The organism is Streptomyces sp. NPDC052043 (assembly GCF_044548235.1).
Taxonomy (GTDB): Bacteria; Actinomycetota; Actinomycetes; order Streptomycetales; family Streptomycetaceae; genus Streptomyces.
Genome location: NZ_JBIUBT010000006.1, coordinates 453,900 through 466,186, shown reverse-complemented (window position 1 = coordinate 466,186; position 12,287 = coordinate 453,900). Strand labels below are relative to the sequence as shown.

9 protein-coding genes and 4 tRNA genes are annotated in these 12,287 nt (G+C 70.5%); 10 read left to right on the top strand and 3 right to left on the bottom strand.

Going from position 1 to position 12,287, the window contains the following annotated elements; all coding sequences use genetic code 11:
- The first annotated feature begins 280 nt into the window (after window positions 1-280).
- Window positions 281-607 carry a hypothetical protein gene (locus ACIHCX_RS19050; protein ID WP_400030754.1) on the top strand — a complete coding sequence of 109 codons (327 nt, stop codon included), beginning with the start codon at window positions 281-283 and terminating at the stop codon, window positions 605-607.
- A 295-nt stretch (window positions 608-902) separates the two neighbouring features.
- Here the strand turns inward: ACIHCX_RS19050 and ACIHCX_RS19045 are convergent, their stop codons facing one another.
- On the bottom strand, window positions 903-1,253 hold the full coding sequence (locus ACIHCX_RS19045; RefSeq protein ID WP_400030752.1) for a metallopeptidase family protein: 351 nt from the start codon (window positions 1,251-1,253) through the stop codon (window positions 903-905).
- A gap of 79 nt (window positions 1,254-1,332) precedes the next feature.
- Here ACIHCX_RS19045 and ACIHCX_RS19040 point away from each other — a divergent pair, with 79 nt between their 5' ends.
- From ACIHCX_RS19040 to ACIHCX_RS19010, 7 genes are all read left to right on the top strand, one after another.
- A complete protein-coding gene (locus tag ACIHCX_RS19040; RefSeq protein ID WP_400030750.1) occupies window positions 1,333-3,015 on the top strand; it encodes a metallophosphoesterase in 1,683 nt (560 codons plus the stop codon).
- A gap of 80 nt (window positions 3,016-3,095) precedes the next feature.
- Window positions 3,096-3,168, top strand: a tRNA-Glu gene (locus ACIHCX_RS19035).
- A 48-nt stretch (window positions 3,169-3,216) separates the two neighbouring features.
- A tRNA-Asp gene (locus ACIHCX_RS19030) sits at window positions 3,217-3,291 on the top strand.
- Between the two features lie 24 nt (window positions 3,292-3,315).
- Window positions 3,316-3,389: transfer RNA gene (locus tag ACIHCX_RS19025), tRNA-Phe, on the top strand.
- Between the two features lie 238 nt (window positions 3,390-3,627).
- Entirely contained in the window at window positions 3,628-7,605 is a 3,978-nt protein-coding gene (hrpA, locus tag ACIHCX_RS19020; protein WP_400030748.1) for an ATP-dependent RNA helicase HrpA, read from the top strand.
- A 93-nt stretch (window positions 7,606-7,698) separates the two neighbouring features.
- Window positions 7,699-7,773 (top strand) — tRNA-Asp (locus tag ACIHCX_RS19015).
- 228 nt (window positions 7,774-8,001) lie between these two features.
- A complete protein-coding gene (locus tag ACIHCX_RS19010) occupies window positions 8,002-8,196 on the top strand; it encodes a DUF6274 family protein (protein ID WP_400030746.1) in 195 nt (64 codons plus the stop codon).
- A gap of 475 nt (window positions 8,197-8,671) precedes the next feature.
- On the opposite strand, the gene bldC is transcribed toward ACIHCX_RS19010, so the two are convergent.
- Together bldC and ACIHCX_RS19000 are read right to left on the bottom strand one after the other, a co-directional pair.
- Window positions 8,672-8,878, bottom strand: a complete 207-nt coding sequence (gene bldC, locus ACIHCX_RS19005; protein ID WP_003949541.1) for a developmental transcriptional regulator BldC — start codon at window positions 8,876-8,878, stop codon at window positions 8,672-8,674.
- Window positions 8,879-9,422: 544 nt separating this feature from the next.
- Window positions 9,423-10,292 (bottom strand): hypothetical protein, encoded by an 870-nt coding sequence (locus tag ACIHCX_RS19000; protein ID WP_400030744.1) that lies wholly within the window; start codon window positions 10,290-10,292, stop codon window positions 9,423-9,425.
- A gap of 281 nt (window positions 10,293-10,573) precedes the next feature.
- Between ACIHCX_RS19000 and ACIHCX_RS18995 the strand changes: the two genes are divergently transcribed.
- Window positions 10,574-11,677: a Leu/Phe/Val dehydrogenase gene (locus ACIHCX_RS18995; protein WP_400030742.1), complete on the top strand. Its 1,104-nt coding sequence runs from the start codon at window positions 10,574-10,576 to the stop codon at window positions 11,675-11,677.
- A gap of 298 nt (window positions 11,678-11,975) precedes the next feature.
- On the top strand, window positions 11,976-12,230 hold the full coding sequence (locus ACIHCX_RS18990; RefSeq protein WP_400030740.1) for a DUF3073 domain-containing protein: 255 nt from the start codon (window positions 11,976-11,978) through the stop codon (window positions 12,228-12,230).
- Window positions 12,231-12,287: the final 57 nt, after the last annotated feature.

The window sequence follows — 12,287 nt, the reverse complement described above, 5'->3', positions numbered from 1 at the left end:
ATGCGAAACCTTCCGGAGTCTCGTCGGCACGCGCCCGTCAACTCCGTGATTTCGCGCCACGACCGCCTCGATGCGGTCCGCCACGGCAAAGGAGAGTACGCGCCACACGGCGCGCTCTGCATGGGCGCCGGGCAAATGGGATCAAACGATCTACCACCATACGCACCCTGCACCCCCGAACGCAAACCGGCGGCGCGGCGCAGCCCGATCCGCGGTACGGTCCGACCACGGCGCACCCCGGTCCGCGACACGGCGCAGCCGAAGCGGCGGCGGGGTGTCCGTGGGTCAGCCACTCGCCCGCTGCGGCCGCCGCCCCGGCTTGTGCGGGCGGTCCCGCTGCTCCGGCTGCGCCCCGGTGCCGTCGTGCTCCGAGGGCGACGGCTCGGCCGTCGGCGGATCCGACGGGGCCGGCGGAGCGGGCGACGAGGCCGGCGGCTGCTCGGGCTCGGCGGACGTCTGCGGGGGCGCCGGCACCGCCTCGGCCGGCGTCGTCCCGCCCGCCTTCGGCGGCGTCCCGCCACTGCCCGGCGCAGCCGACGCACCGTCCCCCGCCGACGGCGAGGCCGAGGCCGACGGCGACGCGCCGGGCTTCCCCTTCGCCCCGTGACTCCGCTTGCCGTCCCCGCCGCCACCGGCGTGACCCGCGTCACCGCCGTACACCGCGTCCTCACCGCCCGGGGCCCGGCCGCCCCGCTGTCCGGCGGAGTGCGACGGCCCGGCCGCGCCGCCGGAGTCCTCCCCCACACTCATGCAGCCCGCGGCGGCGGTGACGGCGGTGACCACAGCGGCGAGACGGACGGATACGTACAAGGGGCGCACAGGCAGCCACCTCCGGGAGGAAGAAGTCGCCGTGTCCAACTCCGTTCACCCACGCGAGGACACGCGACCGGTCCCGGCAGGGATCAGCCGTAGCCCAGCGCGTGCAGACGCTCGTCGTCGATCCCGAAGTGGTGGGCGATCTCGTGAACCACCGTCACCTCCGTCTCCACGACCACGTCCTCCCGTGTCTCGCACATGCGCAGCGTCGGCCCGCGGTAGATCGTGATCCGGTCGGGCAGCACCCCCGCGTACCACTCGCCGCGCTCCGTCAGCGGGGTCCCCTCGTACAGCCCGAGCAGATCGGGATCGTCGGCGGGCGGCTCGTCCTCGACGAACACCGCGACGTTGTCCATCAGCCGCATCAGCTCCGGCGGAATCCGGTCGAGGGCCTCGGCCACCAGTTCCTCGAACTCCTCGCGCGTCATCTCCAGCACACGGTCATTGTCCGGCACCGCCCGCGCGACCATGCCCCGCGCGGGCATATCGGGTGTCGGGCATGGGCATACGCGCCCAATGTCCCGTGTCCCCGCCGCAGACCCGAACCGCCCGCACCCCCTCCGCGGCATACGGAGGGCGGTGCACACCGTCTCCCTCCGCGGCATACGGAGTGCGGTGCGCGCCGCCTTCCTCCGCGGCATACGCAGGGCGGTGCACGCCGTCGCCCTCCGCCGACGATCGCCCCGCCCGCGCCCGGACCTCTCGCCGGCGCAGGAGCCGCGCCCCTGGGCGCGCGCCGCCGGACTGGTGGCCGTCGTCCTGGCCGGTGCCTGGCTGGGGCTGCTCGTCGTCGGCAACGTAAGGGCCCCGGTCGGCCCGATGAACACCACGATGGCCCTGCGCCCGTCCCTGAGCGGCGGAACGAAGATCAACGTCTCGCCCCTCGGCTCCCTGGAGCTGGACAGCCATGTCGCCCCGGTCCGCCTCGACGTGAACGTCGACCAGCTCGACCCGCTCCGCTCCCAGGCCCTGGTCGACCACCCGGAACGCATGTCCGGCCTCCAGGACGAGGTGGCGCGCGACGTCGAGCACGGCACCCTCGACCTGGCCGTGCGGTCCTGCGTGGCCGTCGTCTCCGGCGCCACCGCGCTCGGCCTGGCGGTCTACCGCCGCCCGCGCCGCGCCCTGGCGGCCGGCGGCCTGGCCCTGACCCTGCTCGCCGCGTCCGGCGCGACGGCGTACGCCACCTGGAACCCCAAGTCGGTGCTGGAGCCGAAGTTCTCCGGGCTGCTGTCCTCGGCGCCCACCGTGGTCGGCAACGCGCGCAGCATCGTCACCGAGTTCGACGTCTACCAGAGGGAGCTGGCGCGCCTGGTGACGAACGTGACCAAGCTCTACGACGTCACCTCCACGCTCCCCGCCTACCAGCCGGACCCGACGACGATCCGGGTCCTGCACGTCTCCGACATCCACCTCAACCCGGCGAGCTGGAAGATCATCGCCTCGCTGGTGGAGCAGTACAAGGTGAACGTGATCGTCGACTCCGGCGACACGATGGACCACGGCACCGCGGCGGAGAACGGCTTCCTGGACCCGATCAAGGACCTGGGCGTCCCGTATGTCTGGGTGCGCGGCAACCACGACTCGAAGGTCACCCAGCGCTACCTGGAGCGGATGAAGAACGTGCACGTCCTGGACGACGGCCGCGCCGAGACCGTCGCCGGTCTGCGCTTCGCCGGGATCGGCGACCCCCAGTTCACCCCCGACCGCTCCGGCGCACCGGGCGCCGACGCCTCGGAGGAGCTGGCCGGTGCCCGGCTGGCCTCGGCCCTGCGCGACCAGCGGGCCGAGGGCACCCCGGTCGACATCGCCATCGCCCACGAGCCGTCCGCGGCGCGGGGGACGGACGGCACCGTGCCGCTGGTGCTGTGCGGCCACCTCCACCACCAGGGGACGGAGGTCCTCGCGTACGGCACGCGGCTGCGCATGGAGGGGTCCACGGGCGGCAGCGGGCTGCGCGCGGTCGAGGGGAAGTACCCGGCCCCGATCGAGGCGTCGATCCTCTACCTCGACCGGGACAGCCGCCGCCTCCAGGCCTGGGACGCGATCAGGCTGGGCGGCCTGGGCCAGACGACGGCCGAGGTCAGCCGCCACCTGCCCGAGGAGAACAGGCCGGGCGCCACCCCCTCCCCGACCGCGCCCTCCCTCTCCACGGCCTCCCCGGCCCCTCCGTCCGCGCCGTCCCCCTCCGGCTCGTAAACGGTTTTGGCGATACCCCCGGCCATCCCCTATGCTTTTCACGTCCCCGACGCGCTGAGAAGCGCCCAGGCGGGCCGATAGCCCTCATCGTCTAGCGGCCTAGGACGCCGCCCTTTCAAGGCGGTAGCACGGGTTCGAATCCCGTTGGGGGCACGCAGTACGGTGTGCGACACTTACGTTCGTCGGTTCGCACGCAAGCATGGTCCTGTGGAGCAGTTTGGAGTGCTCGCCACCCTGTCAAGGTGGAGGCCGCGGGTTCAAATCCCGTCAGGACCGCTGGGGTTTCGCAAGGAACCTCGTGGCTGGGTAGCTCAGTTGGTACGAGCGATCGCCTGAAAAGCGATAGGTCGCCGGTTCGACCCCGGCCCCAGCCACAAGAGAAGGATCCCGCCCATCGGGCGGGATCCTTTTTCGTTCCCGGGCCCGGTGACACCACCCGAGGACGTACGCGCACGCCGGACCGCACACCGGACTCGCCCTCCGGCAGGCCGCGCCCCCGGGCCCGCCACGCGCCCCCGGCAGGCCGCGCCCCCGGGCCCGCCACGCGCCCCCGGCAGGCCGCGGCAAAAGCGTTCGCCAGGATTTTCTCGGGGATGAGATCCTGGGTCCCGTATGTCTACGCATCCCGCCCCCGCCCTCGGCGCCCTCGCCTCCCGCCTGAACGAGTTGTCGTTGCGTGACGCGCACCGGCTCGGCCGCAGGCTCGAAGGCGCGCGCAAGATCCGCAAGCCGGAGGCGCGTGTCGCCGTCCTCGCCGAGATCGAGGGCGAGGTCGGGACGGCCGAGGAGCGCATGTCCGCCCGGCGTTCCCGGGTGCCGGCGGTCAGCTATCCCGAGCAACTGCCGGTCAGCCAGAAGAAGGACGAGATCGCCGACGCGATCCGCGCCCACCAGGTCGTCATCGTCGCCGGTGAGACCGGGTCCGGGAAGACCACGCAGATCCCGAAGATCTGCATGGAGCTCGGCCGGGGTGTGCGCGGCATGATCGGCCACACCCAGCCCCGCCGTATCGCCGCCCGCACCGTCGCCGAGCGCGTGGCCGAGGAGCTCGAAACGCCGCTGGGTGAGGCCGTCGGCTGGAAGGTGCGCTTCACCGACCAGGTGGACCCCGACGCCACGTTCGTGAAGCTGATGACGGACGGCATCCTGCTCGCCGAGATCCAGACCGACCGCGAGCTGCGCGCCTACGACACGATCATCATCGACGAGGCCCACGAGCGGTCGCTCAACATCGACTTCCTGCTGGGCTATCTGGCACAGCTGCTGCCGAAGCGGCCGGACCTGAAGGTCGTCATCACCTCGGCCACGATCGACCCCGAGCGCTTCTCCCGGCACTTCGGCGACGCGCCGATCGTCGAGGTCAGCGGGCGGACGTATCCCGTGGAGGTCCGCTACCGGCCGCTCCTGGAGGAGGACTCCGAGGACGCCGACCGGGATCAGATCACCGCGATCACGGATGCCGTCGAGGAGCTGATGGCCGAGGGGTCGGGGGACATCCTCGTCTTCCTCTCCGGGGAGCGGGAGATCCGGGACACCGCCGACGCACTGCTCAAGAAGAAGTACAGGTCCACCGAGGTGCTGCCGCTGTACGCGCGGCTGTCGCACGCCGAGCAGCACCGGGTCTTCCAGCCGCACACCGGCCGCAGGATCGTCCTGGCGACCAACGTCGCCGAGACCTCGCTGACCGTCCCCGGCATCAAGTACGTCATCGATCCCGGCTTCGCCCGGATCTCCCGCTACAGCCACCGCACCAAGGTGCAGCGGCTGCCGATCGAGCCGGTCTCGCAGGCCAGCGCCAACCAGCGCAAGGGCCGCTGCGGGCGTACGTCCGACGGCATCTGCATCCGGCTCTTCAGCGAGGACGACTTCCTCACCCGCCCCGAGTTCACGGACGCGGAGATCCTGCGCACCAACCTCGCCTCCGTCATCCTCCAGATGACCGCGGCCGGCCTCGGCGAGATCGAGAAGTTCCCGTTCATCGACCCGCCGGACCACCGCAACATCCGTGACGGCGTGCAGCTGCTCCAGGAGTTGGGCGCGCTGGACCCGGCGCAGAAGGACCCCCGCAAACGGCTCACGCAGACCGGCCGCAAGCTCGCCCAGCTGCCGGTCGACCCGCGCCTGGCCCGCATGGTGCTGGAGGCCGACCGCAACGGCTGCGTCCGCGAGGTCATGGTGATCGCGGCCGCGCTGTCCATCCAGGACCCGCGCGAGCGTCCCGCCGACAAGCAGACCCAGGCCGACCAGCAGCACGCCCGCTTCCGGGACGAGACCAGCGACTTCCTCGCCTTCCTCAACCTGTGGCGCTACATCCGCGAGCAGCAGAAGGAGCGGGGCTCCTCGTCGTTCCGGCGCATGTGCAAGCAGGAGTTCCTCAACTTCCTGCGCATCCGCGAGTGGCAGGACATCTACAGCCAGCTGCGCACGGTCGCCAAGCAGATGGGCATCCACCTCGACGAGCAGGACGCGCCCGCCGACCGGATCCACGTCTCGTTGCTGGCCGGTCTGCTCTCGCACATCGGCATGAAGGACGTGAAGGAGTCCAAGGACTCCGGGTCCGGCGCGCGCAAGGACGGCGGCCGGGGCGAGTACCTGGGCGCCCGCAACGCCAAGTTCGCGGTCTTCCCCGGCTCGGCGCTGTTCAAGAAGCCGCCGCGGTTCGTGATGTCCGCCGAGCTCGTCGAGACCTCCCGGCTGTGGGCCCGCGTCAACGCGAAGATCGAGCCGGAGTGGGTCGAGCCGCTCGCCGAACACCTCCTGAAGCGCACGTACAGCGAACCGCACTGGGAGAAGGACCAGGCGGCGGTGATGGCGTACGAGAAGGTCACGCTGTACGGCGTGCCGATCGTCGCCCAGCGGAAGGTGAACTACGGGCGGATCGACGCGGAGCTCAGCCGGGAGCTGTTCATCCGCAACGCGCTCGTCGAGGGCGACTGGCGCACGCACCACAAGTTCTTCGCCGACAACCGCAAGCTCCTCAGCGAGGTGGAGGAGCTGGAGCACCGGGCCCGGCGCCGGGACATCGTCGTCGACGACGAGACGCTGTTCGACTTCTACGACCGGCGGGTGCCCGAACACGTCGTCTCCGGGGCGCACTTCGACTCCTGGTGGAAGCACAAACGGCACGAGCAGCCGGACTTCCTGGACTTCGAGCGGGAGATGCTGATCCGGGAGTCGGCGGAGGCGGTCACCAAGGCCGACTATCCGGACTCCTGGCGGCAGGGGAACCTGAAGTTCCGGGTGACGTACCAGTTCGAGCCGGGCGCGGACGCGGACGGCGTGACCGTCCACATCCCGCTGCAGGTGCTGAACCAGGTCACGGACGAGGGCTTCGACTGGCAGATCCCGGGTCTGCGCGAGGAGGTCGTCACCGAGCTGATCCGCTCCCTGCCCAAGCCCGTCCGCCGCAACTACGTGCCGGCGCCGAACTACGCGAAGGTGTTCCTGGACAGGGCGGTGCCGTTGCAGGAGCCGCTGACCACCACCATGGCGCGCGAACTGAAGCGCATGGTCGGGGTGCCCTTCGAGGCCGAGGACTTCGACTGGTCCCGGGTCCCCGACCACCTGAAGATCACCTTCCGGATCGTCGACGAGCGGCGCCGCAAGCTGGCCGAGGACAAGGACCTCGAGGCCCTGAAGCTGAAGCTGAGGCCCAAGGCGCGCAAGGCGCTGTCCCAGGCCGCCGCGGCGACCGCGGAGCGGCAGGGCGGGGAGTCCCTGGAGCGCAAGGGCCTGACCGACTGGACCATCGGCACGCTGACCCGCGTTTTCGAGACGCGTCGGGCCGGCCAGCCGGTGAAGGCCTACCCGGCGCTCGTGGACGACGGCGACACCGTGTCCGTACGGCTCTTCGACACCGAGGCCGAGCAGGCCGAGGCCATGTGGCGGGGCACGCGGCGGCTGATCCTGCGCAACATCCCGGTCAACCCCGCGAAGTTCGCGTCCGAGAAGCTGAGCAACCCGCAGAAGCTCGCCCTGTCGGCGAACCCGCACGGCTCGATCCAGGCGCTGTTCGACGACTGCGCGACGGCGGCGGCGGACCGGCTGATCGCGGACTTCGGCGGGCCGGTCTGGGACGAGGAGTCGTACCGGAAGCTGTACGACAAGGTGCGGGCCGAGATCGTGGACGTGACCGTGCGGACGGTGGGCCAGGTGCAGCAGGTGCTGGCCGCCTGGCAGGCCTGTGAGCGCCGCCTGAAGGCCGTACGCAGCCCCGCGCTGCTGCCGAACCTGGCGGACCTGCGGGCGCAGCTGGACGGCCTGGTGAAGCCCGGCTTCGTCACGGCGTCCGGGGTGCGCCGCCTGCCGGACCTGATGCGCTACCTGGTGGCCGCCGACCGCCGGCTCCAGCAGATGCCGACGAACGTCCAGCGGGACACCACGCGCATGGAGAAGGTCCACGAAATGCAGGACGAGTACGCGTGGCTGCTCGAGCAGATGCCGCGGGGCCGGCCGGTGCCGTCCTCGGTCCTGGACATCCGCTGGATGATCGAGGAACTCCGGGTGAGCTACTTCGCGCACGCGCTGGGCACGGCGTACCCGGTCTCCGACAAGCGGATCGTGAAGGCGATCGACGCGGCCGCCCCGTGACGGTGCGCGCACCCTGCGTGAGTTCGACCCGGCAGCCCTGCTCCTGTACAGTCTCATCTCGCAGCGCACCGCACGAATGGCGCCGCGAAACCAGGTCCTGTGGAGCAGTTTGGAGTGCTCGCCACCCTGTCAAGGTGGAGGCCGCGGGTTCAAATCCCGTCAGGACCGCATTGTCAAGAGGGTCTGTGTCCCCCAGGGGGCGCGGGCCCTCTTCCCGTGTGCGCACACCGTCGGCTCCGTTCGCACTGTCCGCGCTGTCCGCGCCGCGCCGTGCGTTCCGGAAGGGCGAAGGGGCCGGCGTCGGCCAGTGGCGCGCCGCCGCGTCTTGACGGCGTCACATTCCCTCGGTACCCAGGGAGCAGGCTCCGCTCCCCCGCGGTTCACCGGAGGTGGCGTATGACGGCATCGGCCAGGCACGAGACGCGGGCGCTGCTCCGCGCACATCTCGCGGCCGCCTCGTCGTACCGCCATCTCACCCGCCGCTGCGCCGTCTGCCGCCGCCTGCTGCGACTGGCGATGGACGGCGCCCCACGGACGGCCTCCGGAACCCCGGAGGAGGCGGTGAGGGACGACAACCCCTCGACGGCGTGAGCGGCGCCGTGGCGTCCCTCGTGTCCCGAACTCCCTTGCAGGCGTGGGGCGATGGAACCGGAGCCTCCATTAGCGCAGAGACACGGCCGGTAACAAGCGCCTCGGTATGTGACGGGTGTCACCGAATGAGTTTCTGAAAGTGCGGTACTTACACCCGCCCTACACAGGGTCAATTTAATATGTGCAATTGCACCGCCCTGTGTGCTGCTCCACCGATGATCCGCCGAGCCTCCCCAGACTCCGACAAGCCCACTCACAGAGCCACCCCGAGGGTCCCGGAAGACGCACAAAAAAGATCGCGCTGGACTCGGCGGAGTCCAGCGCGATCGACGACGCACCCTTGTTCACTTGCCTGCGGAGCTCTGACGGCTTGGGCGTGGGGTCTGTTGGGGCAGTCCCCGCGTCGCTTGGAGCTGCGGGTCCGGACGCCTCGGCCAGTTGGGGGACCAGCCGGTTCGTCCGGTTATTCGGTTGTTCAGGCCTCGCTGCGCTGCTGCGGAATGCCCGCGAGCAGTGCGCGGACCTCGGCCTCGCGGTAGCGGCGGTGCCCGCCGAGCGTGCGGATCGACGTGAGCTTGCCGGCCTTCGCCCAGCGCGTGACCGTCTTGGGGTCGACGCGGAACATGGTGGCGACCTCAGCCGGGGTCAGCAGCGGCTCGGCATCAGGGGTGCGAGCGGTCATGAGCGGCCTCCTCGGGAGAACCGAACCTTCTCGGTTCTTTCCTCTAAATTCTGCACCTTGACCCGCGTTGCCCGAAATGGCGGACGCGAGTCGAGTCGGTTATAGGACGAACGGCTTGTCCTCGGCACTACAACTACACCATCTGTCCAGCCGCGTCGGCCAAACCGATGGAATTGCCCTCCCAGGTGTTCATCAGCGACGGAAGCCGATGGACCATGTCATAGCGGACAGTCACGCCACTGTGACGATCAGTCACAGCACGATCAGGAGTCACCAGACCCCCCAAAGAGTGCAATACGGCAATTCCGCCCACAGTGGAGCACAGGTGGACGTATGGAGCCCTCCCCGGACTCCTTGTCCTATTTTGGCACGAGGGGTGGTAAGCGGCGCAAGGGTCGGGTAAGTGCCGTCCGTCACCCTTGACGCAATCGCCCGGATCGGGACCTACATCCCGTCAGCTCCCGGAAACGCCCCCGACGGTACGTCGTTCACGTCCCGTTCATCCGTGATCCACGTCACCCCGGCACGAGGCCCTGGCGGGGCGTCAGTTCGCGGAGCGCCGGTCGCGCACCGCCCGCCAGCGCTCCACGAGCCGTCCGTACGCCGCTCCCGCGGCCGCCCCGTCGCCCTGGCGCAGCGCCTCGATCCCCTCGGCCACGTCGGCGGCGGAGTGGTCGCCCTCCAGCTCACCGGCCGGCAGCGCGTGCACCAGGCCGCCGTAGTCCAACTCCACCAGCGAGCGCGGATGGAACTCCTCCAGCCAGCGTCCGACGTCCACCAGTCCGTCGATCAGCGGCCCCTCGTCGATGGCGTCCTTCAGCGCCCGCAGGCCGCGCGCCACCCGCCGCCGCGCCTGCACCATCGGCGTCCGGTAGCGCAGCACCGGCAGGTCGTCCCCGAAGCCGCCGGGATCCCCGCTGTCCCCCGAGCCCTTGACGTACTCCCGTTCCTCGTCGGAGACCAGCACGAACCAGTTCAGCGGCACCTGCCAGGTCGCGGTGCGGATCCAGGGGCGGGCGTCGGGGTTGTCGGCCAGCCAGCGCTCGTAGTCCTGGGCGGCCTGGCGGCGCACCAGCGGCGGCAGCACCGCGTCCAGCACGACGGCCGGGAAGTCCTCGGCGAGATCACCCAGGGCCTGCCAGCCGCGCAGCCGGGTGCGCCAGGGACAGACGCAGACCACTCCGTCGACGTCGAGCACGAACGCGTCCGGGCTCTCGTGCACCGGCACCGGCACCGGCGGGGTGGGCAGCAGGTCGGCCAGCGAGCGGCGCAGTTCGTCCTGGCAGGAGGGGCGGTCGGGGCGGCGGGCATAGCGCGCCCAGTGGCTGCGCTCCGGCTCCGGGAAGGCGGCCAGCGGCTCGTAGACGCGCAAGTAGGTCGCGTACGGGACGACCACGGAGGACACCTTGGGCACGCCTGCTCCCTCCCCACCGAACCGGACCCGAAACCCGCACGGGCCGCACCCGGCTGGACGGAAAACCACTGCAAATCGTCCCACGCCCGGGTGGCGGCGTACTCCGGGGGAGGGTGATCGCCACCACCGCGGCCATGGGGAGCGGGGTCAGGGTCTAATCTCCTGCTGAGCGGCCCACCGGCCGCCGCCCACCACCCCTCCTTCCGCCCTCGCCACCACAACGCGCGGGGACCTCGGAGGGCCAGTCCCCGCTCGCCGCTACTTACCCGGGAGTCACCACCGTGACCGACGTGACCAACGGCGTCCTGCACACCCTGTTCCACTCGGAGCAGGGGGGTCATGAGCAGGTCGTGCTCTGTCAGGATCGCGCCAGCGGCCTCAAGGCCGTCATCGCCATCCACTCCACCGCCCTGGGCCCCGCGCTCGGCGGTACACGTTTCTACCCGTACGCGACCGAGGAGCAGGCCGTCGCCGACGCGCTGAACCTCGCCCGCGGCATGTCGTACAAGAACGCCATGGCCGGCCTCGCCCTCGGCGGCGGCAAGGCCGTGATCATCGGTGACCCGGAGAAGATCAAGACCGAGGAACTGCTGCTCGCCTACGGGCGGTTCGTCGCCTCGCTCGGCGGGCGCTACGTCACCGCGTGCGACGTCGGCACGTACGTGGCCGACATGGACGTGGTGGCGCGCGAGTGCCGCTGGACGACCGGCCGCTCGCCCGAGAACGGCGGCGCGGGCGACTCCTCGGTCCTGACCGCCTTCGGCGTCTACCAGGGCATGCGTGCCTCCGCCCAGCACCTGTGGGGCGACCCGTCGCTGCGCGACCGCAAGGTCGGCGTCGCGGGCGTCGGCAAGGTCGGGTACTACCTCGTGGAGCACCTGGTCAAGGAGGGCGCCCAGGTCGTGATCACGGACGTGCGGCCGGACGCCGTACGGCGTGTCACCGACCAGTACCCCACCGTGGCGGTGGCCGCCGACACCGACGCGCTGATCCGGACCGAGGGGCTGGACGTCTACGCCCCCTGCGCGCTCGGCGGTGCCCTGAACGACGACACCGTGCCGGTGCTGACCGCCAAGGTGGTGTGCGGCGCGGCCAACAACCAGCTCGCCCACCCGGGCGTCGAGAAGGATCTGGCCGACCGCTCGATCCTCTACACGCCGGACTACGTGGTGAACGCCGGCGGTGTCATCCAGGTCGCCGACGAGCTGGACGGCTTCGACTTCGACCGGTGCAAGGCGAAGGCGTCGGAAATCTTCGACACCACGCTCGCCATATTCGCACGTGCGAAGGAAGACGGGATTCCGCCGGCCGCCGCGGCCGACCGGATCGCCGAGCAGCGGATGACAGACGCCAGGGCCGCCAGGAACGCGCGGCCCGCCCGCTGACGCACGGCGGACGTCTCGCCTCCGCGCGGTACCTGCCGGTGGACAGTTGGAGAGAACTCTCACTTCCACCGGCGGGTCGTCTGCGGATAAGTGGTTAAAATCGCCACTGACCAGCAAGGACAGGTTTCCTTGGCGGTCCTGTGCACACGCGCGTCCGGTGGGCGACGTACCGTATGGGCGTGGGCTCAGGTACCGTGGAAGCCCTACGGACCGGTCTCTCCATGGAGAGCCCGTTCCGGATCATGAACGCGTGTCAGACTCTGGGGCCGTTGAGCCCCGTCGTTGAGGGGGTCGAGCCATGGGGCGCGGCCGGGCCAAGGCCAAGCAGACGAAGGTCGCCCGCCAGCTGAAGTACAACAGCGGTGGGACGGACCTCTCACGCCTGGCTGAGGAGCTGGGCGCATCGACATCGAATCAGTCACCGAACGGCGACCGCTTCGAGGACGATGAGCACGAGGACGACCCGTACGCACGGTACGCCGATGTGTACGAGGACGACGAGGACGAGGACGAGGACGACAACTCCTCGCGGCAACACCGTCGCGGCGCATAACGCCCGCGGCGGCTCAGCCGTATCCAGCGTGCCGTAGGCATCGCATCGCACCCGGTC

What these genes read in the sequence shown, in the direction of transcription:
- ACIHCX_RS18990 (WP_400030740.1), top strand. Translation starts at nt 11,976, where the DNA reads ATGGGGCGCGGCCGGGCCAAGGCCAAGCAGACGAAGGTCGCCCGCCAG.
- ACIHCX_RS19040 (WP_400030750.1), top strand. Translation starts at nt 1,333, where the DNA reads ATGTCCCGTGTCCCCGCCGCAGACCCGAACCGCCCGCACCCCCTCCGC.
- ACIHCX_RS19010 (WP_400030746.1), top strand. Translation starts at nt 8,002, where the DNA reads ATGACGGCATCGGCCAGGCACGAGACGCGGGCGCTGCTCCGCGCACAT.
- bldC (WP_003949541.1), bottom strand. Translation starts at nt 8,878, where the DNA reads ATGACCGCTCGCACCCCTGATGCCGAGCCGCTGCTGACCCCGGCTGAG.
- hrpA (WP_400030748.1), top strand. Translation starts at nt 3,628, where the DNA reads ATGTCTACGCATCCCGCCCCCGCCCTCGGCGCCCTCGCCTCCCGCCTG.